The organism is Staphylococcus sp. NWU MKU2, from assembly GCF_033283605.1.
Taxonomy (GTDB): Bacteria; Bacillota; Bacilli; order Staphylococcales; family Staphylococcaceae; genus Staphylococcus; species Staphylococcus haemolyticus.
In genome coordinates this window covers 13,347-35,191 of record NZ_JAVSMH010000005.1, presented here as the reverse complement: position 1 = coordinate 35,191, position 21,845 = coordinate 13,347, and the positions used below count along the sequence as shown (strand labels likewise).

The 21,845-nt window shown below is 31.9% G+C and carries 17 protein-coding genes and 4 pseudogenes; 18 read left to right on the top strand and 3 right to left on the bottom strand.

The window, feature by feature from the left end:
• Positions 1–17 precede the first annotated feature (17 nt).
• Positions 18–410 carry a 30S ribosomal protein S9 gene (rpsI, locus tag SBL15_RS08675; RefSeq protein WP_011275150.1) on the top strand — a complete coding sequence of 131 codons (393 nt, stop codon included), beginning with the start codon at positions 18–20 and terminating at the stop codon, positions 408–410.
• 168 nt (positions 411–578) lie between these two features.
• On the opposite strand, the gene SBL15_RS08670 is transcribed toward rpsI, so the two are convergent.
• Positions 579–1,310 (bottom strand): NAD-dependent protein deacylase, encoded by a 732-nt coding sequence (locus SBL15_RS08670; RefSeq protein WP_317955771.1) that lies wholly within the window; start codon positions 1,308–1,310, stop codon positions 579–581.
• A 269-nt stretch (positions 1,311–1,579) separates the two neighbouring features.
• Between SBL15_RS08670 and SBL15_RS08665 the strand changes: the two genes are divergently transcribed.
• From SBL15_RS08665 to SBL15_RS08625, 9 genes and pseudogenes are all read left to right on the top strand, one after another.
• A complete protein-coding gene (locus SBL15_RS08665; RefSeq protein WP_317955769.1) occupies positions 1,580–2,335 on the top strand; it encodes a DeoR/GlpR family DNA-binding transcription regulator in 756 nt (251 codons plus the stop codon).
• Positions 2,336–2,584: 249 nt separating this feature from the next.
• Entirely contained in the window at positions 2,585–3,013 is a 429-nt protein-coding gene (gene lacA / locus SBL15_RS08660) for a galactose-6-phosphate isomerase subunit LacA (RefSeq protein WP_037536038.1), read from the top strand.
• A 16-nt stretch (positions 3,014–3,029) separates the two neighbouring features.
• The gene (gene lacB, locus SBL15_RS08655; protein ID WP_317955766.1) at positions 3,030–3,545 is read left to right on the top strand and encodes a galactose-6-phosphate isomerase subunit LacB; all 516 of its coding nucleotides are present in this window, start codon (positions 3,030–3,032) and stop codon (positions 3,543–3,545) included.
• Positions 3,546–3,557: 12 nt separating this feature from the next.
• A pseudogene (locus SBL15_RS08650) lies at positions 3,558–4,490 on the top strand (tagatose-6-phosphate kinase).
• Positions 4,491–4,493: 3 nt separating this feature from the next.
• A complete protein-coding gene (gene lacD / locus SBL15_RS08645) occupies positions 4,494–5,471 on the top strand; it encodes a tagatose-bisphosphate aldolase (protein WP_107611810.1) in 978 nt (325 codons plus the stop codon).
• 19 nt (positions 5,472–5,490) lie between these two features.
• Entirely contained in the window at positions 5,491–5,805 is a 315-nt protein-coding gene (locus SBL15_RS08640) for a PTS lactose/cellobiose transporter subunit IIA (RefSeq protein ID WP_037536047.1), read from the top strand.
• 5 nt (positions 5,806–5,810) lie between these two features.
• A pseudogene (locus tag SBL15_RS08635) lies at positions 5,811–7,563 on the top strand (lactose-specific PTS transporter subunit EIIC).
• Between the two features lie 15 nt (positions 7,564–7,578).
• Positions 7,579–8,991: pseudogene (gene lacG, locus SBL15_RS08630) on the top strand (6-phospho-beta-galactosidase).
• 242 nt (positions 8,992–9,233) lie between these two features.
• A pseudogene (locus SBL15_RS08625) lies at positions 9,234–10,084 on the top strand (alpha/beta hydrolase).
• Between the two features lie 39 nt (positions 10,085–10,123).
• Here SBL15_RS08625 and SBL15_RS08620 read toward each other — a convergent pair.
• On the bottom strand, positions 10,124–11,125 hold the full coding sequence (locus SBL15_RS08620; protein ID WP_107612319.1) for an LLM class flavin-dependent oxidoreductase: 1,002 nt from the start codon (positions 11,123–11,125) through the stop codon (positions 10,124–10,126).
• Between the two features lie 143 nt (positions 11,126–11,268).
• On the opposite strand from SBL15_RS08620, the gene SBL15_RS08615 reads away from it, so the two are divergent.
• From SBL15_RS08615 to SBL15_RS08595, 5 genes are all read left to right on the top strand, one after another.
• Entirely contained in the window at positions 11,269–12,279 is a 1,011-nt protein-coding gene (locus SBL15_RS08615; protein WP_317955764.1) for a zinc-binding alcohol dehydrogenase family protein, read from the top strand.
• A 119-nt stretch (positions 12,280–12,398) separates the two neighbouring features.
• On the top strand, positions 12,399–13,949 hold the full coding sequence (locus SBL15_RS08610) for a BCCT family transporter (protein WP_317955762.1): 1,551 nt from the start codon (positions 12,399–12,401) through the stop codon (positions 13,947–13,949).
• 176 nt (positions 13,950–14,125) lie between these two features.
• Positions 14,126–14,662: an alkaline shock response membrane anchor protein AmaP gene (gene amaP / locus SBL15_RS08605; RefSeq protein ID WP_037536063.1), complete on the top strand. Its 537-nt coding sequence runs from the start codon at positions 14,126–14,128 to the stop codon at positions 14,660–14,662.
• Between the two features lie 12 nt (positions 14,663–14,674).
• Positions 14,675–14,914, top strand: a complete 240-nt coding sequence (locus tag SBL15_RS08600) for a DUF2273 domain-containing protein (protein WP_011275167.1) — start codon at positions 14,675–14,677, stop codon at positions 14,912–14,914.
• A 60-nt stretch (positions 14,915–14,974) separates the two neighbouring features.
• A complete protein-coding gene (locus SBL15_RS08595; RefSeq protein WP_053022048.1) occupies positions 14,975–15,505 on the top strand; it encodes an Asp23/Gls24 family envelope stress response protein in 531 nt (176 codons plus the stop codon).
• A gap of 78 nt (positions 15,506–15,583) precedes the next feature.
• Here SBL15_RS08595 and SBL15_RS08590 read toward each other — a convergent pair whose 3' ends face one another.
• Positions 15,584–17,533 carry an IucA/IucC family protein gene (locus tag SBL15_RS08590; protein ID WP_317955760.1) on the bottom strand — a complete coding sequence of 650 codons (1,950 nt, stop codon included), beginning with the start codon at positions 17,531–17,533 and terminating at the stop codon, positions 15,584–15,586.
• Between the two features lie 114 nt (positions 17,534–17,647).
• Here SBL15_RS08590 and SBL15_RS08585 point away from each other — a divergent pair, with 114 nt between their 5' ends.
• From SBL15_RS08585 to SBL15_RS08575, 3 genes are read left to right on the top strand one after another with little or no spacing between them, the layout of a single operon-like run.
• The gene (locus tag SBL15_RS08585; RefSeq protein ID WP_107612323.1) at positions 17,648–18,817 is read left to right on the top strand and encodes an MFS transporter; all 1,170 of its coding nucleotides are present in this window, start codon (positions 17,648–17,650) and stop codon (positions 18,815–18,817) included.
• Positions 18,818–18,820: 3 nt separating this feature from the next.
• Positions 18,821–20,581 (top strand): IucA/IucC family protein, encoded by a 1,761-nt coding sequence (locus tag SBL15_RS08580; protein ID WP_107612324.1) that lies wholly within the window; start codon positions 18,821–18,823, stop codon positions 20,579–20,581.
• A complete protein-coding gene (locus tag SBL15_RS08575; protein ID WP_053022052.1) occupies positions 20,582–21,649 on the top strand; it encodes an alanine/ornithine racemase family PLP-dependent enzyme in 1,068 nt (355 codons plus the stop codon).
• The last annotated feature ends 196 nt before the right edge of the window (positions 21,650–21,845 follow it).

The following is a 21,845-nucleotide window of genomic DNA, read 5'->3' as shown; positions in this document are numbered from 1 at the left end:
AGAAGGAGGAAATTACATTGGCACAAGTTGAATATAGAGGCACAGGCCGTCGTAAAAACTCAGTAGCACGTGTACGTTTAGTACCAGGTGAAGGTAATATCACAGTTAACGAACGTGACGTACGTGAGTACTTACCATTCGAATCATTAATCTTAGACTTAAACCAACCATTTGATGTTACAGAAACTAAAGGTAACTATGATGTATTAGTTAACGTACACGGTGGTGGTTTCACTGGACAAGCACAAGCTATCCGTCACGGAATCGCACGTGCATTATTAGAAGCAGATCCTGAATACAGAGGTTCTTTAAAACGCGCAGGTCTATTAACTCGTGACCCACGTATGAAAGAACGTAAAAAACCAGGTCTTAAAAAAGCACGTCGTTCTCCACAATTCTCAAAACGTTAATGCTGGAATTGTTGCAAACTTGTTTGCTTACAAGTCCAGTACGCAAATTGCATCAGCAATTTGTGTTCCATTGGAACGTTCAAAGCACTTCTCAACTTTGAGAAGTGCTTTTTTTGTATGCAATAAAAGCTAGAGATCCATAAAACCTCTAGCTTTTGAAGTTTATATTTATTTTTTAAATACTTCCTCAACAACTTCTGTCATATCGTTATGAATGACTAAATCTGCTTTTCTATCATACGGTGTTTTATCTCGATTAATAATGACTAAATTATCTCCTGTGAAGTTTGAAATGAAGCCAGCAGCAGGTTGCACTACAAGTGATGAACCTAACACAATAACAGTGTCTGCCTTTTGGATTTTATCAAGCGCACGGAAAACTGTTGGTTGATCTAACATCTCGCCATATAAGACAATGTCAGGTCGAATAACTTCACCACATGATTCACAATATCTTAATTCATGTTCCATGACATATGATTTTGTATATTCTTTACCACATTTAATGCAATAGAACCGATTGAGTGTACCATGAATTTCATCGATATTCTGACTTCCAGCATCTTCATGTAAGCCATCGATATTTTGTGTGATGACACCTAAAGATTTACCTTCTCTCTCTAACTCAGCGATCCATTCATGAACAATATTTGGTTTTTTATCCGCTTCAAGTAAACGTTTATGATAAAAATCAATAAAGCTTTCTTTATTATCATTAAGATGGTCAACACTCAATAAATATTCAGGAGAATAGCCATCTTTAGATATTTCATCAAATAGTCCACCCATTGATCGGAAATCAGGAATACCACTTGCGACAGAAACACCTGCACCTGTAAAGAATACAATGCTATTTGATCTATCTACAATTTCTTTTAATTTTTCTATCTTGTTGCTCATTGAAAACACTCCATATACAGAATTTAATGCTTACTTTTGGTAAAATAATTTTAATATTACTTATATATCTATTACAACATACAATTAAATACACTTTCTAGAAATAATGTCTTAATTTATAAATGCAGAAAGTTAGATTATTGACGAAAAGTATTAGAGTTAACTAGATTAATAGTATAAAATTAATATGCGCAAATAAACTTTATAAATTCAAGTATTCATTTATTATAATAATACTTGAAAATGTGATGTGGGAAGTGAAGAATTGAATGAATAAATACGATCGTTTAGATGAAATTACTAAACTCGTAAATCAAAAGGGTACCGTTAGAACAAATGAAATTGTAGAAGAATTAAATGTATCAGATATGACGGTACGACGTGATTTAGCAGAACTCGAAGAAAAAAGTTTGCTCACTAAAATTCATGGTGGCGCAAGAAGTAATTCCATCTTTCAATTTAAAGAGAAATCACATCAAGAGAAACACACACACAATATAGAAGAAAAACGTAGTGTTGCACGTAAAGCAATTCAAATAATTGAAGAAAATGATACGATTTTTCTGGGACCAGGTACTACTATTGAGTGCTTAGCAGAAATAATGGAGTTGAAATCATTAACAGTTATTACCAATTGTTTTCCTGTATTTAAAATATTATTCGAAAAAAGATCGATTAATTTCAAAGTCTATTTACTAGGTGGCGAAATGAGAGATTTAACTGAATCCTTTGTAGGAGAAATGGCTAATACACTACTGAAAACAATGCGATTTAGTAAAATGTTTTTTAGTTGTAATGGCATAAAAGATATCGATGTACTCACTTCGACTATTGATGAAGCATATACTCAACAATTGGCTTTGGAGCGTTCAGTTGAAAAGTACTTACTAGTAGACTCATCAAAATTAGGAAAAGAAGACTTCACTCAATTATGCAAGTTAGATGATTTAACTGCCGTCATCATTGATAAGGGTGATATTGATAACATAGAGAAATTAAAATTACATACTGAAGTGATTGATTAAATCACACTATAAGCCTGATATTGTTTGAAATTGAACAATATTAGGCTTTTTTGTCTTTCTAAAAGATTAAACAAACATAAATAAAACTTATTTGTTTAAAACAACTAATTATCAAACAATATTCAAACATTTAATGTTGATTAATTGTTTATTTATGTTTATAATTTAAACATAAAGAGTTGAAAGCGCTTTTTCACAATATAAAAATAGACACATATATGTGAATCAATTTATTAAAGGAGAATGATTATGACAGTTATTATTGGTTCAGATGTAGACGGTAAACGACTCAAAGAAGTAGTAAAAGCATTTTTAAAAGAAAATAATCATGAAGTAGTAGATGTGACAGAAGGCAAGGATGTAGACTTTGTTGATTCAACATTAGCCGTTGCTCAAGAAGTACAAAAGAATGATGAAAATTTAGGCATAGCAATTGATGCATTTGGCGCAGGAAGTTTCATGGTAGCTACGAAAGTTAAAGGGATGATTGCAGCAGAAGTTTCAGACGAAAGATCTGCTTACATGACACGTGGTCACAATAATGCACGTATGATTACGATGGGTTCAGAAATAGTTGGAGATACACTTGCTAAGCATGTCGCTAAAGAATTTGTAAATGGACACTATGACGGTGGTCGTCATCAAATCCGTGTAGATATGTTAAATAAAATGTGCTAAATAGGAGGACTTTAATATGAAAATAGCTATTGGTTGCGATCATATTGTAACAGACACAAAAATGGCAGTTTCAAAACATTTAAAAGAACAAGGACACGAAGTAATTGATGTAGGAACTTACGATTTCACAAGAACACACTATCCAATTTTCGGTAAGAAAGTTGGTGAAGCTGTAACAAGTGGAGAAGCGGATTTAGGCGTATGTATTTGTGGAACAGGAGTTGGAATAAGTAACTCTGTTAATAAGGTGCCTGGCGTACGTACTGCTTTAGTTCGTGATATGACTACAGCACTATATTCTAAAGAAGAATTAAACGCAAATGTCGTAAGTTTTGGTGGAAAAATTGTAGGTGAACTTTTCATCTTCGATATTGTAGATGCTTTCATAAAAGCTGAATATAAGCCGACAGAAGAAAATAAAAAATTAATAGCTAAAATTGAACATTTAGAAGCACATAACGAAAAACAAGCTGATCCTCATTTCTTCGATGAATTTTTAGAAAAATGGGACAAAGGTGAATATCACGATTAAGGGTGACAATCTATGATTCTAACATTAACACTAAATCCTTCGATTGATATTTCATATTCTTTAGATCAATTTAATCTTGATACAGTGAATCGCGTTAATAAACCGATTAAAACTGCAGGAGGCAAAGGATTAAATGTAACTCGAGTTTTATCAGAATATGGAGAAGATGTTGAAGCGAGTGGTTTCTTAGGAGGTAAGTTGGGAGAGTTCATTGAGCAACAATTGAACAACGCTCAAATTAACCATAATTTTTTTAAGATTAAAGAAGAAACTCGAAATTGTATTGCCATTCTACATGAGGGTCAACAGACAGAGATTCTTGAGCAAGGTCCTTCAATTACCAAAGAAGAAGCTACGGAATTTAAAACACATCTTTCACATTTATTAAGAAGAGTTGAAGTTATTGCTATTTCTGGTAGTTTACCAAAGGGCTTAAAGTCGGATTACTATGCTGATTTAATTCAATTAGCTGATCAACATCAAATATCGACTGTGCTCGATAGTTCGGGTCAATCTTTACTAGATGTCCTACTTAGTGACTATAAACCAACGGTAATCAAACCAAATATCGATGAGTTAGCACAATTATTACAAACTAAAGTAACCACTGAAGTAGAGTGTCTTAAAGATGCAGTGAATCAACCCATATTTGATGGTATATAGTGGATTATCGTTTCACTAGGCAGCCAAGGCGCGTTCGCTAAACATCATAATAAGTTTTATAAAGTAAATATTCCTCACATAAAAGTAGTAAATCCTGTAGGATCAGGTGATTCTACTGTAGCAGGCATAGCCTCAGGATTAATTCATGATGATGAGGATGATGTGTTATTAAAAAAAGCCAATGCATTTGGAATGTTGAATGCAATGGAAAGCCAAACAGGACATATTAATGTAAATAAATTTGACGAAATATTCCAACAAATTGAAGTTATAGAGGTGTAACTAATGACAAAATCACAACAAAAATTAGCATCAATAGAACAATTAAGTACTAAAGAGGGGGTTATCTCAGCTTTAGCATTTGACCAACGTGGTGCTTTGAAAAGAATGATGGCAGAACATCAAACAGAAGAACCAACTGTTGAACAAATTGAACAATTAAAAGTTCTAGTTTCAGAAGAATTAACTAAATATGCGTCATCAATTTTATTAGACCCTGAATATGGACTTCCAGCATCTGATGCTCGTAATAAAGACTGTGGTTTATTATTAGCCTACGAAAAAACAGGTTATGACGTAAACGCTAAAGGTCGCTTACCTGACTGTTTAGTTGAATGGTCAGCAAAGCGCTTAAAAGAGCAAGGAGCTAATGCTGTTAAATTTTTACTTTACTACGATGTTGATGATGCTGAAGAAATTAATATTCAAAAGAAAGCATATATTGAAAGAATTGGATCAGAGTGTGTAGCAGAAGATATACCATTCTTCTTAGAAGTACTAACATACGATGATAATATTCCAGATAATAAGAGTGCTGCGTTTGCAAAAGTAAAACCACGTAAAGTAAATGAGGCAATGAAATTATTCTCTGAAGAACGATTTAATGTGGATGTTCTAAAAGTTGAAGTACCTGTAAATATGAATTATGTAGAAGGATTTGCTGAAGGTGAAGTCGTTTATACAAAAGAAGAAGCGGCTCAATATTTCCGTGATCAAGAGGCTTCAACACAATTACCTTATATCTATTTAAGTGCTGGTGTATCTGCAGAATTATTCCAAGAAACATTAAAATTTGCACACGAAGCTGGTGCTAAATTTAACGGCGTACTTTGTAGTCGTGCAACGTGGTCAGGTGCAGTGAAAGTATATATCGAACAAGGTGAAGAGGCTGCACGTGAATGGTTACGTACAACTGGTTTCAAAAATATTGATGATTTAAATAAAGTACTAGAAACAACTGCAACATCATGGAAATCAAAATAATTTAAAGGAGGCGTTAATGATGAATAGAGAAGAAGTGCAATTACTTGGGTTTGAAATTGTAGCATATGCTGGCGACGCTCGTTCTAAGTTGTTAGAAGCACTAACAGCAGCTAAAAATGGGGAGTTAGATAAAGCTGAACAATTAACTGAAGAAGCCAATGAATGTATTGCAAATGCTCATAAAGCTCAAACAAGTTTATTAGCAAAAGAAGCACAAGGAGAAGATATTGCCTATAGTGTCACAATGATGCATGGTCAAGATCATTTGATGACGACATTATTATTAAAAGATTTGATGAAACATCTATTAGAATTATATAGAAGAGAGAGTTGAGTACTATGAACAAATTAATTGCCTGGATTGAGAAAGGAAAGCCATTCTTTGAAAAAATATCACGTAATATTTATTTAAGAGCAATTCGTGATGGATTTATAGCAGCAATCCCAATTATCTTATTCTCTAGTATCTTTATTTTAATTACGTATGTTCCTAACGTATTTGGTTTCACATGGAGTAAAACAATGGAAGGTATCCTAATGAAACCATATAACTATACGATGGGTATTGTTGGTTTTATTGTAGCAGGTACTACTGCCAAATCGTTAACTGATTCATTTAACCGGAAGCTTGATAAAACAAATCAAATTAACTTTATATCTACGATGATGGCAGCAATGTGTGGGTTCTTATTCCTAGCAGCTGATCCTGCTAAAGATGGTGGATTTTTAAGTGCATTTATGGGAACTAAAGGTTTATTAACAGCCTTCCTTTCAGCTTTTATCACTGTAATTGTATATAACTTCTTTATCAAACGTAATATTACAATCAAAATGCCTAAAGAAGTTCCACCTAATATTTCGCAAGTATTTAAGGATATCTTCCCGTTATCAGCAGTAATTATTATTTTATATGCATTAGATTTAATTGTTAGAGCTACTGCTCATACGAATGTAGCAAACGGCATATTAAAATTATTCGAACCATTATTTACAGCAGCAGATGGATGGGTCGGTGTAACAATTATCTTTGGTGCCTTTGCATTCTTCTGGTTCGTGGGTATCCATGGTCCATCAATTGTAGAACCAGCAATTGCAGCAATTACTTATGCTAACTTAGAAGCAAACTTACATTTAATTCAAGCTGGAGAACATGCTAATAACGTTATTACACCAGGTACTCAAATGTTCGTAGTTACGATGGGGGGGTACTGGTGCAACTTTAGTCGTGCCATTTATGTTCATGTGGTTAACGAAATCGAAACGTAATAAAGCGATTGGTAGAGCATCTGTAGTACCTACCTTCTTTGGTGTAAATGAACCGATTTTATTCGGTGCACCATTGGTATTAAACCCAGTATTCTTTATTCCATTTATCTTTGCACCAATTGCAAACGTATGGATATTTAAATTCTTCGTCGATGTATTAGGAATGAATAGTTTTAGTATCTTCTTACCATGGACTACGCCAGGTCCTTTAGGTATCGTGATGGGTACTGGTTTTGCATTCTGGTCATTCGTATTAGCAATCGTCTTAATCGTGGTAGATGTTATCATTTACTACCCATTTGTAAAAGTTTATGATGAACAAATTTTAGAAGAAGAATTAGGAAACAAAGAAGCTAATAATGAATTACAAGACAAAGTGGCAGCAAACTTTGATACTAAAAAAGCAGATGCCATCCTAGCATCAGCTGGAGCAACTGAAGCTAGTCATGCACAGTCTAACCAAAGTAATGATTCAGAAGAAAATAAAGCGAAACAAAGTAATATAACAGAACAAACAAATGTACTTGTATTATGTGCTGGTGGAGGAACTAGTGGATTATTAGCTAACGCATTAAATAAAGCAGCTGAAGACTATAATGTTCCAGTTAAGGCAGCAGCAGGTGGTTATGGTGCTCACATGGATATAATGAAAGATTATCATTTAATTATATTAGCACCACAAGTGGCTTCAAATTATGAAGACATTAAACAAGATACAGATCGACTAGGTATTAAATTAGCTAAAACACAAGGTGTTGAATACATTAATTTAACTCGAGATGGCAAAGCAGCATTAGACTTCGTTCAACAACAATTTGAAAAATAATTAGGAGATGAAAGTATAATGAAAAAATTACCAGAAGATTTTATATTCGGTGGTGCGACAGCAGCCTATCAAGCAGAAGGTGCGACCCAAACAGATGGAAAAGGTCGTGTAGCTTGGGACACTTATCTTGAAGAAAACTATTGGTATACAGCTGAACCAGCAAGTGATTTTTATAATAAATATCCTATAGATTTAGAATTAAGTGAAAAATTTGGTGTGAATGGCATTCGTATTTCGATTGTATGGTCACGCATATTCCCTAAAGGATATGGTGAGGTTAATCCTAAAGGTGTTGAATACTATCATAATTTATTTAAAGAATGTCATAGAAGACATGTAGAACCATTTGTAACATTACATCACTTTGATACACCAGAGACACTACATAGTGATGGCGATTTCTTAAATCGTAAGACAATTGAGTACTTTGTTGAGTATGCAAAATTCTGTTTCGAAGAATTTGAAGAAGTAAATTATTGGACTACATTTAATGAGATTGGGCCTATCGGTGATGGCCAATATTTAGTAGGTAAATTCCCTCCTGGAATTAAATACGACTTTGCTAAAGTGTTTCAATCACATCACAACATGATGGTTGCACATGCGAAAGCAGTTAAATTGTTTAAAGATAATGGCTATAGTGGTGAAGTAGGTGTCGTTCATGCGTTACCAACTAAATATCCTTATGATCCAACTAATCCTGAAGATGTTAGAGCGGCTGAATTAGAAGATATTATTCATAATAAATTCATTTTAGATGCAACTTATCTTGGTAAATATTCTCGTGAAACTATGGAAGGCGTCCAACACATTTAATCTGTAAATGGTGGTAAATTAGATATACCAGAAGAGGATTATAAAGTACTAGAAGCGGCTAAAGATTTAAATGACTTCCTTGGTATCAATTACTACATGAGTGATTGGATGAGAGGTTATGATGGCGAATCTGAAATTACACATAATGCTACTGGTGATAAAGGTGGTTCTAAATATCAACTTAAAGGTGTAGGTCAACGTGAATTTGATGTTGATGTACCACGTACTGATTGGGACTGGATGATTTATCCTAAAGGCTTATATGATCAAATCATGCGAGTAGTTAAAGATTATCCTAATTACCATAAAATTTATATTACTGAGAACGGACTTGGTTATAAAGACCAATTTGATGAGGAACGTAAAACTGTAGATGATGATGCACGTATAGATTATGTGAAAAAACATTTAGAAGTCATTTCTGATGCTATTCGTGATGGTGCGAATGTGAAAGGGTACTTCATTTGGTCACTGATGGATGTATTTTCTTGGTCAAATGGTTATGAAAAACGATACGGTCTATTTTATGTCGATTTTGAAACGCAAGAACGTTATCCTAAGAAGAGCGCATATTGGTACAAAGAACTAGCGGAAAGTAAGGAAATAAAATAATTGCATTTAATATAACTTTGTAACAAAAAGCAATGATAGATACAATTGTAAGGTAGGATTGGGAAATGCTAAATTTAGCTTTTCTCAGTCCTATTTATTTTTTCTTGGCTTGATCACATGAAAAAAATTAAAAAATATATATTCAACTTATTACCACATATGCTTAAACGTTCTATTTAACTTAATTTTCATTTTTGTAACTACATCATTTATACTTAAAGAAAACAAATTGGAGTATTATTATGAGAACTTTTAAAAAGATAATATTTAGTTTAATTATTAGCCTAATGATTTTTACATTAGTAGGATGTCAATCAAAGAGTAACAATTCATCTCATTATCAAAGTAATGATAAAAAGCAAGTTGCAACTTTATTTATGCATGGATATGGTGGAACCAATAATTCTGAAAAATATATGGTCAATCAAGCTGTAAAAAAGGTGTCACCAAGGATGTAGTTACAGCATATGTTTTATCAAGCGGAGAAGTACAGTTTAGTGGCAAAATTTCAAAGAAGTCTAAAAATCCAATTATAAAAATATTATTTGAGGATAATAAAAATGGTGACATAATGCAAAATGCTCAAAACATAAAAAATGTACTTACAAAAATGAAATCAAAATACAATATAGATAATTATAATTTTGTAGCGCATTCAATGGGAAACTTATCTTTTGCTTATTTTATGAAATATTATGGAAATGATAAACAATTACCTCAACTTCAAAAAGAAGTAAATATAGCTGGTACATATAACGGTGTCTTAAATTTAAATGAAAAAGTAAATGAAATTACTGTCGATAAAGATGGTAAGCCTAGTAAAATGAATGCTGATTATGAAAAATTATTAGGTCTAAAAGATGTCTATAAAAATAAAAACATAGAAGTGTTAAATATTTATGGGGATTTGAAAGACGGAACACACTCTGATGGAAGGGTTTCTAATAGTTCGTCTCGCTCTTTAAAATACTTGTTGGGCAATAGTCCTAAAACATATAAAGAATCTGAATATAAAGGGGAGAAAGCGCAACATAGTGCGCTACATCATAATAAAGAAGTGTCATATGAAATCATAAATTTTTTATGGCAATAGTAAGTTATAACATAACTTGAACATTGAAATAATCAAAGTTTAAAGTGAATTATTGGCGACTAATTGAATCAATTCCAATCTTGCTTGTTCCCCATATACATGAGGCATTATCATGATTTCATCCACTTGATACGTATTTAATAAATAAGTTAATTTTAGATGAATATCTTTAGGCAATCCACTTATGACACGGCTTTTATTTTGCTCAATTTTATTACGTTCACGAGTGCTATACTTACGTTTTTGAGCAGTATTAATAGAAGGATATGATTTAGGTTGGTTAAGATAATTAATGCGTAAAAGCCATAAATGTAATGCATCTAATAAATCATCAACTTTATTAAGCGTGTTTGCAGTAACTACAAATGTCGACATAATTACATATGGCTCATTAGATTTTGAAATATCATTCAATTGTTTGTATCGTTGTCGATAATATTCTATTAGGCTATTAATCTTGGTTTGAGATTGTCCCATAAATGCAATGACGAATGGTAGCCCTTTTTGAGCAGCTAATTCCGCGCTTCTCTCACTCAGACCTAGAATAAACATTTGTGGAGAAGTATCAATTTCAGGTGTTGCTATAATAGACATGAATCGATGTGGGGCTTCATATTTGTTGCTAAAGTAGTGTAGTAAGTCCTCTATTTGATTGTCTAAATTTGGTTTTGTTGATTTAAACTCATTAAGTGCTTCATTTACTTGCTTGAAACTCGGAGAACGACCTAAACCCATATCTACTCTATTAGGATGGCGAGCTTCCATTATTCTAAATTGTTCTGCCACTTTGTAGGCACTGTAGTGCGGTAACATGACACCTCCGCTTCCTATTTTAATAGTTTGTGTTTGCTCTAATAACATCATCATTACGATCTCAGGTGCACTTGACGCAACAGAGATTACATTATGATGTTCAGCAACCCAATATCTTGTATAACCTAATTGTTCAGCAGTTTGGGCTAATGTAATGCTATGATTAAATGCATCATGGGCGTTTCTACCTTCAAAAATTGGAACATAATCTAAAATACTTAATTTCAATTTTTATATGCTCCTTTCAATGATTTTATAGGATAAATTAGATTTAGTTGTATTTTAAATTGAAGGCTTCTATATTGCTATATATTTGTTTGAAATATTATACTTAGTGTAATATTAGCTTTGAAAAAGGTGGCGGATGAATAGTGAAAGCAATTGGATTTGAACAATCGTTTAAATTATCAGATGGAAATTTATTTAAAACTTATAATTTAGATATACCAGAACCAAAAGCACATGAATTATTAGTTAAAATTCAGTCTATTAGTGTCAATCCCGTTGATACAAAACAGCGATTAATGGATGTATCAAAAGCACCTCGAATACTAGGATTTGATGCGATTGGTGTGGTTGAATCTGTTGGAAGTGAAGTTACTATGTTTAATCAGGGTGACGTTGTATATTACTCTGGTTCACCTGATCAAAACGGTTCAAATGCAGAATACCAATTGATTGATGAGAGATTAGTAGCTAAGGCACCTAAAAATATTAGCGCTGAGCAGGCAGTAAGCTTACCATTAACCGGTATAACAGCATATGAAACATTGTTTGATGTGTTTGGTATTTCACGCAACCGTAATGAAAATGAAGGTAAAACGTTGTTAATTATAAATGGTGCAGGTGGCGTAGGAAGTATTGCTACTCAAATTGCTAAGGCCTATGGTTTAAGGGTTATTACTACAGCATCGCGTAATGAAACGATTGAGTGGACTAAAAAAATGGGTGCTGATATTGTACTCAATCACAAAGAGAGTTTACTAAATCAATTTAAGACACAAGGTATTGAACTGGTTGATTACGTATTCTGTACATTTAATACGGATATGTACTATGACGACATGATTCAATTAGTGAAACCTAGAGGGCATATTGCTACTATTGTAACTTTTGAAAATGACCAAGATTTAAATGCTTTGAAACCAAAAAGCTTAAGTTTCTCACATGAATTTATGTTTGCTAGACCATTAAATCAAACTGATGATATGATAAAACATCATGAATATTTAGAAGACATAACAAATAAGGTTGAACAAAATATTTATCAACCTACAACAACTAAAGTTATAGAAGGATTAACCTCTGAAAACATCTATCAAGCACACCAAATATTAGAATCCAATACAATGATTGGCAAATTGGTCATTAATTTAAATTAACAAACTATTATATTTCTTTATAAATGGCGTTTATTCCTATAAAAAAAGGCAATAAGATAAACGTCATTTTATTTTGACTTAAATGTTTAATTAACCATTTTATTGAAAGGAGTATTATGATGCGAAAGAAATCAATTAGTTTTGTGTTTTGGACAGCATTAGCTATTTGTACACTATTCGTTTTATACGGCGCGTTTATGCCTAAACAATTGGAAACAGGAACACAAAACATTACTTCATTTATAGCAAAGAATTTCTCTTGGTATTATTTGTTACTGGTTTTACTCATATTCTTTGTTTGTGTATATTTATTGTTTTCAAGATATGCATCGATAACACTTGGTGAAGAAGGGGAAGATCCTGAATTCTCACTACCATCTTGGTTTGCCATGTTATTTAGTGCTGGTATGGGTATTGGACTAGTATTTTGGACTACTGCAGAACCAATAAGCCACGCATTTACGTTAACCCCTATACATAAAGCAGGTACTCAATCTGCAATCAATGATGCATTTCAATTTTCGTTCTTTCATTGGGGATTACATGCATGGGCAGTATATGGAATTGTAGCATTAGTCTTTGCATATTTTAGTTTCCATAAAGGCTACCCTGGATTAGTAAGTGCAACCTTAGTTCCTATATTTGGTGAAAAATCAATGAAAGGCCCTATAGGTGGTGCAATTGATGTATTAGCTGTTATCGCCACTGTTACAGGCGTCGCAGCAACTCTCGGATTTGGTGCACTTCAAATAAATGAAGGCCTAAATTTCCTATTTAATGTACCAAGCAATTTCGGTACACAGGTAATATTAATTATTATTGCGACTATATTGTTTACATGGTCTGCTTGGTCAGGTATTGATAAAGGGATTAAAACGCTTAGTAACGTCAATATGTTGTTAGCCTTTATTGTACTAATTGGCTTATTTATTGTTGGCCCAACACTTTATATTCTAAATACATTTACAAATGGTTTAGGTAATTATATCTTTAATTTCTTTAGTATGAGTTTACGCATTCCAATGAATGGAGGAGAAAAATTCCAATGGCTCCAAAACTGGACAATATTCTATTGGGCTTGGTGGGTATCATGGGCACCATTCGTGGGTATCTTTATTGCTAGGGTATCTAGAGGTCGTACAATTAAAGAATTTATACTTGGTGTTCTATTTGTACCTGCACTTGTATGTTTCTTCTTCTTTACTGTATTTGGAGCATCTGCCGTTTATTTACAAGATAAAGGCATTGCTAACATTGCAAAAGAAGCTACTGAAACTGCAACATTTGCTACGTTGGAACATTATCCACTAGGATTTATTCTTAGCATAATCACTCTCATAGTTATTATGATCTTCTTCGTGACTTCAGCCGATTCAGCAACATACGTATTGGGTATGCTTAGTTCAAAAGGTGACATCAATCCTGCATCATTTGTTAAAGTCAGTTGGGGTATTATTCTAGCATTATTTGCAATGATTATGATTTATACAGGTGGTACACAAGCGATTCAAAACTTATTAATCATTGCCGCTTTACCATTTTCAATAGTTATTATTTTAATGATTTGGTCATTGTTTAAATCATTAAGTATCGATCATCCAAGAACTTCTAATAAGTTTCCAAACATACTACAGTATAAAAGTTCAAAGCAAAACGAATTGAAAAAATAATAATAAAATATATGTTTTTATTGTGCTAAATTTGGGAATATTCTATCTAGAAAGTAAAACTTTAATAAATATTTATATAATTAAATTAATAGTTTTTCATTAATGTTTTGAAAAATATTTAAAGGGTATTATTTTCTATATAATAATTCAACAATAATTTAGGAGGTGCATACGAGGTGAAAAGGCTAAAAAACTTTATCCTCGGCCTATTAATAGTTGCTATTGTTGGATTCCTATTGTTTATGTACATAAAAGATAGTCGTATATCTAAGTATCAAGACTTCTTCTTACAATTCAATTGGTTCCAACCACTATTAATTGGTTTAGCTGCTCTACTTATATTGATAGGTTTAATATTAGTATTCAGCATCTTTAAACCAACATATAGAAAACCAGGATTATACAAAGATTATGATGATGGTCATATTTATGTATCTCGTAAAGCAGTTGAAAAATCAGCTTACGATACACTTACTAAATACGATCAAGTAAGACAACCTAATGTTGTAGCGAAGCTTTATAATAAGAAAAGCAAATCTTACATTGATATCAAGGCTGACTTCTTAGTACCAAATGATGTACAAGTTAAGTCACTAACTGAAAGTATTCGTTCAGACATTAAGCATAATGTAGAACATTTTACTGAATTACCAGTGAGAAAACTTGAAGTAAATGTCAGAGATCAAAAAACTGCTGGACAACGCGTTCTGTAAGGGAGGGATAACATGGCTGATAATAATAATCAAAATGGACAAGATGCAAGTCAACAAATCATTGACTTCATTAAATCATATAAATGGCGTATCATTGGTTTCTTTGCATTTTTAATTATAGCAATCTTATTCCTAACTTTAGGATTTTGGAAAACAATTTTGGTTATCGTTTTATGTTTAATCGGAATTGGTGTTGGGTATATTAAAGACCGTACACAGGATTTCATGAATTTCTTAAATAGATGGAGTTAAATAATTTATTTAAGAACTAAATAATAAAAGAAAAAATTCAATTATAAAGGAGAATGTAATATGTCAGTAGATAATAACAAAGCTAAACAAGCTTACAATAATCAAACTGGAGTTAATGAAAAAGAAAGAGAAGAACAACAAAAACAAGCTGAACAATACAGAGAACAAAATGAACAACAACAATTTGAAAACAAATTAACTTTCTCAGATGAAGTTGTAGAAAAAATTGCTGGAATCGCAGCTCGTGAAGTTAAAGGTATCTTAGATATGAAAGGCGGTTTCGCTGATAACTTTACTAACGCATTCTCTAGTGGTAACAATGTAACTACTGGTGTTTCTGTTGAAGTTGGCGAAAAACAAGCAGCAATCGACTTAAAAGTAATCTTAGAATACGGTGAATCAGCACCAAAAATCTTCCGTAAAGTTACTGAATTAGTAAAAGAGCAAGTTAAATACATCACTGGCTTACAAGTTGTAGAAGTTAACATGCAAGTTGATGATGTTATGACTAAAAAAGAATGGCAACAAAAAAACGAAAAAAACAACAATAATAATAACAACAACAATTCTGAAAGATCAGGATTACAATAATAATAGATTTAACCCTTTAGGTTTATATAACCTAAAGGGTTTTTTATTTTAGAATTAAGTTTTGATTTCTAATATCATTTAACCATGTAGCGGATTACTTACTTTAATATAAGTATAGTGATGTGCTTCATCTTCTAAACGCATCGTTGTCACGCATTTATAATCAATGTCTCTATCAAACATAATTTGTTTAATTTCTGAAATGCGGCTTGTGTTAATATCCGTTAAGCTATTTAAAATGTTATGAATAATTTTGCTTACGCTATCCCACAGTTTAGATTCAAATTCCTCATCTTCAATGAATTTTGAAACAGTTAATATAAGTTCACCTATGTGATTTTGAACTGTCGAGTAAAAGACTTTATTAAATACTGTTGTTTTAGAATCGGTCAAGATTCTAGATTTTTCGTGAAATTCATTTGTCGTATATCCAGCTTCATTTAAAAGTTGTTCATCAATACGTAAGCCTTCAAAATCGCGAATATAAATAGTATTTAATCGTCCATCAGCGTTAAATGTTGCAATTGAATTTTGTAAATGTGCTTCAAGTGCAATGCCATATTTAGCATATAAAGGAATCACTATGCCTAACAATTGAGAAATGTAATCTGACAACCATTCTTGAGCTGCGATATCAAGATTAGATTTGTCATAATGATGTTTATAACGTTGAATTAAACTAATAATTGGTGGTTCTTCATTATATTTATAATTAACCACTAAACTTGAAGGAATCATAGGAATACTATCTTTTTCAGTTAGATTGTACACATTGTCCCTAAAGAGCGTTCCTAATTGTTCACTTCGATCTGTTTGAATAGCTTCCTCGTCATTTAAATTATAAAAGTGAATACCAGCAAATTCATTTAAAATACCAACTCTATAATGAGTGAAATCTTTATCTTGCTTTAAAATGTCATTTAAGATTTGAGTAACTAAAGGACCATTGTAAGTTGTTTGTTCAGATAAAGTTCTAATTTCACCAGTAATATGCACATTGGTAGATAACTTAATATGTGGTGCCATGCTTGGGAATTTTGGCATTAAAGTTCTAAAAGATAAACCAGCGTAATAAGGTATTTCTATCTTTAGTGGAATCATTAAATTATTATTTATTTCCTCTTCGTATTGACTTAATAATACATTATCTAACTGCCAAGGATGAACAATCATTAAATGATATTCACTCAGATTACTCAAGTTATCACACTCAGTTTTAATTTGGCTATATAGTTCTGGAAATTGTGCTTCTAATTCAGCATTATAAGTAAACGATAAAGATTGTGTTCTAGCGATACTTTGGTGAATAAGCACACTCTTTAAATGAATTTCTTTATTATATTCTGAACTATATTTAATATTCTCATTAGCATTAAGGCCTTTGCGCAATTTAGCTCCAGGATGAAGTGGATGTCCCTCTATAACTGCCTGCTCTGAACGCAAATAACTATCTTGTTCATTAAGAATTATTTCCAATAAAGGTTCATTTGAATGTTGCATCTCATATGCTTGATATGCAAGTGCTAACGCCATATTTGCAACACTGTTTTCCATATCGTCTTTGAATTGAGAACTTGCCTCATTATCTAGCTCTGGATTTTCGTTTAAGATATCAGATAATACTTCATTAGGATGAATTGTACGAACACATTGGCTACCATCACTATCACAATAATAAAATGGACCTTCAACATCTACACGACCAAATGCATGTGTTCCGGAAACTTTTGCGAATAAATATTTATTGCTTTCGGGAAAATGCACACGCATAATTTGGTGTTCTCCACTTATTGGAAAGTTTTTAATATCACATGACGAGACAAAGGTACTATTTGATTTAGCGTTGGCTAAATTTTCTCTGTAAAGGGATGTAATTAAGCGTTGAGAAATTTTATCTCGTGCAACGAGCAATTCATTTTTAAAGTAGTTTACTAAATGGGGCATTTCTTGCTTTAAAAACGATAAAGCTCCTAATTCTTCATCAGTTAAATGTAAATCTATATTGTCTATTGAAATTAAATTATCCATATTGCACCTCAAATTCATTTTACAAAAATCTAAATCATTTGTATAATCCATAATATCGATAATGATATTCATTATCAATTATAAAATTTATTATAAATAAGTAGGTGGAATACTGTGGCGAAATTTTTCTTCTCTAGTTCCTTTTTATTATTTCTAGGGAATTGGATAGGACAAATTGGCTTGAATTGGTATGTACTTACTAGTTATCATAACGCAGTCTATTTGGGATTGGTTAATTTTTGCCGACTCGTACCAATTTTGTTACTAAGTGTCTGGGCTGGCGCTATAGCTGATAAATTTGATAGAGGAAAATTATTGAAACTTACCATTTCATCTTCATTTTTAGTGACAAGCACACTATGTGTTTGTACCTTTTTATTAGAACAAGTGCCGATTATTATCATCCTTATTTATGCCACACTTCGAGGTATGATCAATGCGACGGAAACACCAATAAGGCAAGCTGTATTGCCCGATTTATCTGTACATTTAAATACAAGCCAAGCCGTTTCATATCATTCTTTTATCATAAACATATGTCGCTCAATAGGTCCGGCAATCGCAGGATTGATACTCTCAATTTACCATGCACCGTTTACTTTCCTAGCCCAATCAATGTGTTACTTCATTGCTGTACTATTGTGTTTACCATTAAGCTTCAAGACAGTTGGTGAGGTAAATAAAGCTAACAAAGGGTTTTCATTTACGGTTGTGTGGGAATACTTTAAGAATAATATGCAGGCCTCAAGAATATTTATTACGTCATTGATTATCATGGCTACTGGGTTTTCGTATACTACACTAGTGCCAGTATTAGTACATGATCTCTTTCCTGGTCGCTCAGAAATCTTTGGTGTGTCAATGACCTTTTGTGCTGTAGGTGGTATGATTGCAACACTTATACTACCCATAATTTTGAAAAAGTTCACCACTGTTCAAATGTATTATTTAAGTTCTTGTCTATTTGGATTAGCGCTTGTAGGTGTCATTATGCATAACATTATATTCATGTTTATCTGCATGTCACTTGTAGGTTTATTTGGTCAATTAGCTAGAACATCAAATCGTATATATTTTCAAGAGGATATAGCATCAGAGCACCGAGGAAAAATATTAAGTATCGTCATGATGGATAGAGGGATGATTCCTTTAGGTAGTTTAATATTAACAACATTATCAGAAATAATGGGACCTATTAATACATTTATCACAATGGGAACATTTACTTTTGTAATTGCATTTATTGCATATATAATTCAAAGACCAATTAAATTGGAGGAGTAAAGTATGAATTTAAACGCATGGCAAAATGCGGATACTAATATACAATATCGTATTTTAAATGCTTTAATAAAAGAAGGCATTTGGCAAGAACAAACTATTATTACAACTAAAGATGATCAATTAGATATACAATATCATGGATGTATACTTTCTACTCACTTTAATCATAACAGTGTAATGTCAAGGTATGAATTTGTAGGACCAATTACATATCAATGTGGTGCTAATATAATGGAAGTATCAACAGTAGAAGCTTTATTAGAAATATTAAGTAATCATTTTGACATTAATATACATCAGCAATTAATAGATGAAATAATACATAGTAGAGATAGTTTTGTTGAAATTTATAAACAATTTTATCAACGTCAACATAATGTGCAATCTAGTATGCAATTTTCTGGTATGCCAACAACTTTAAATTTTTTTGCATGGTTACAACATTTGAGTGACGCGAATGAAATCAATGATTTGTTATATTCAGAAAGCTTAGTATTAGAAGGTCATCCTACACATCCACTTACTAAAACGAAACTGCCATTAACTATGGATGAAGTTAAAATGTATTCACCTGAGTTTGAAAAAGTAATACCGTTAAAAATTATGTTAATCCATAAAGACTGTGCACAAGCTACGTGTATAGATAATGATGAAGATTACATATTGAAGAAAGTAATACCTGAATATCAAACAAGAATTAGAAAATATGCACAGTCTATTCATATTTCGTTAGAAGACTATTTTGTGATATTAGTACATCCATGGCAATACAACCATACTATCTATGATAAGTTTGCGAATTGGATTGAAAATAAGTTTTTATTAACAACACCATTTGATGTCGATTCGAAAGCAACACTATCATTTAGGACGATGGCACTCATCAATAAGCCATATCATATAAAATTACCTGTCAATGTACAAGCAACGAGTGCTGTCAGAACAGTTTCAAGTGTTACAACGGTAGACGGACCTAAATTAAGTAGCGCTTTACAAAATGTATTAAATCAATATCCACAACTAAATGTTGCATTAGAACCTTATGGTTTAAGTGCGAAAACAAATGACGAGGATGCTAGACAGCTAGCATGCATTGTCAGAGAAACACCTTATATTGCAAACAATGGGGTGACTATTGTTACTGGTGCATTGGTTAATCCTAATCCAATTGATCGACATATTACAGTTGATAGTTATATCGAATGGGTTAATGGTGAGTTAAATAATAGAGGTATATTAACCTTTATTCAAAATTATAGTCGACAACTTATTACGCCTTTAATCAATTTAATTCAAGAGTATGGCATAGCTTTAGAAGCGCATATGCAAAATACTATAGTTAATTTAGGACCTAATTATCAAATGAATTTTATTGTGCGTGATTTAGGTGGGTCTCGTATCGATTTAAATACACTTACGCATAAACTGAAAAATATCAACGTGTCCAATCAAAGTTTATTGGCAAATTCAATTGAAGAAGTTATTGCGAAATTTCAGCATGCTGTTATTCAGAATCAGTTAGCTGAATTAATTCATCACTTTTCAAAAACGGAATTTGTAACTGAAGAAGAATTGTTCGCTCTAGTTCAAAATGAAGTTAAATTAGCAATAAGTGATAATAAACCACATGCTCAAGCTTTAAAAGATGTACTCTTTGGTTCAAAGATTACTGTTAAGGCATTATTACGCATGCGTATGAGCAATAGAGTGAAAAAATATTTAAATATCGAACTTGATAATCCAATTAAAGATGAGGTGAGATAATTGGCTCAAATCAATATAAACTTATCTAAAATTGAATATAATGCAGATGCACTAAGAACGTTATTAGAAAATAATGATATACATTTAACCCCAGTAATTAAATGTGTAGCTGGTGATAGTCGAATTATCGAAACATTAATTCAATCAGGGTTCACCCATTTTGCAGAATCAAGACTTGAAAATATAAATGAAGATTTCAAAGGGCAATGCGATTATCTTTTACTAAGACCAACATCTAAAAAACATTATACTCAACTGATTAAATCAGTGAAAATGAGTATGCAAACTGAAATTGAGTCAATTAGAGAGATTAATGAGATTGCTAAACAGTTAAATCAAAAACATCAAATTATGTTAATGATAGATTGGAAGGATAGACGTGAAGGGGTTATAACTTATGATGTACTAAATTATATTGAAGAAATCATCAAAATGACTCATATTCAATTAATAGGTATTGCATTTAACTTTATGTGTTTCAAGTCTTCGGCTCCGACTGAAGAAGATATATTAAAGATAAATCAATTCGTTGATGCTATTGAATATAATTTAGGGTTTAGACTAAAAGTTGTATCAGGTGGAAACTCAAGTATGATACCCCAATTAATGTACAATGATTTGGGTAGGATTAATGAGTTACGAATAGGTGAGGCATTATTTAGAGGGATAGATACTACAACAAATCAGTCTATACCCATGCTTTTTCAAAATGCAATTACAGTAGAAGCGGAAATTTTAGAGATTAAACCACGACTATCTGACAATAACCAATGCTATTTACAAGCGATTGTAGATATTGGATATGTTGACACAGACGTAAATAAAATTAAACCTATTAAGAATGATGTTAGCATTGTTGGTGCATCAAGTGATCATCTAATGATTAATTTAAATAATCAAGATTACTATAAAATTGGTGATATTATAGAATTTGCTATGGAGTATGAGGCGCTTTCTCAAGTAATGTATCATAACCATATGACAAAGCACTATTTTAAGGATAATTATATTCACTCTTTGAATAGTAAGATGGTCAATTCTCCATTATTGATTAATAAAAAATGTTAATCAATTCTTTGTAGGTATTATTAATCATATAAACTTTAATAAATGAATTAGCCTTTAATTTTGAATTTATTCTGATTAATGGCTTTTTATTTTGTCAATTATAGGTAAAATCCATTAATAATTAAAATTCTAATCTACTTTTATAAAAAATTTAAAAAATATACTAAATTATATTGACATTGATAATCGTTATCAA

What these genes read in the sequence shown, in the direction of transcription:
- SBL15_RS08670 (WP_317955771.1), bottom strand. Translation starts at nt 1,310, where the DNA reads ATGAGCAACAAGATAGAAAAATTAAAAGAAATTGTAGATAGATCAAAT.
- SBL15_RS08665 (WP_317955769.1), top strand. Translation starts at nt 1,580, where the DNA reads ATGAATAAATACGATCGTTTAGATGAAATTACTAAACTCGTAAATCAA.
- lacA (WP_037536038.1), top strand. Translation starts at nt 2,585, where the DNA reads ATGACAGTTATTATTGGTTCAGATGTAGACGGTAAACGACTCAAAGAA.
- lacB (WP_317955766.1), top strand. Translation starts at nt 3,030, where the DNA reads ATGAAAATAGCTATTGGTTGCGATCATATTGTAACAGACACAAAAATG.
- lacD (WP_107611810.1), top strand. Translation starts at nt 4,494, where the DNA reads ATGACAAAATCACAACAAAAATTAGCATCAATAGAACAATTAAGTACT.
- SBL15_RS08640 (WP_037536047.1), top strand. Translation starts at nt 5,491, where the DNA reads ATGAATAGAGAAGAAGTGCAATTACTTGGGTTTGAAATTGTAGCATAT.
- SBL15_RS08610 (WP_317955762.1), top strand. Translation starts at nt 12,399, where the DNA reads ATGCGAAAGAAATCAATTAGTTTTGTGTTTTGGACAGCATTAGCTATT.
- SBL15_RS08600 (WP_011275167.1), top strand. Translation starts at nt 14,675, where the DNA reads ATGGCTGATAATAATAATCAAAATGGACAAGATGCAAGTCAACAAATC.
- SBL15_RS08595 (WP_053022048.1), top strand. Translation starts at nt 14,975, where the DNA reads ATGTCAGTAGATAATAACAAAGCTAAACAAGCTTACAATAATCAAACT.
- SBL15_RS08590 (WP_317955760.1), bottom strand. Translation starts at nt 17,533, where the DNA reads ATGGATAATTTAATTTCAATAGACAATATAGATTTACATTTAACTGAT.
- SBL15_RS08580 (WP_107612324.1), top strand. Translation starts at nt 18,821, where the DNA reads ATGAATTTAAACGCATGGCAAAATGCGGATACTAATATACAATATCGT.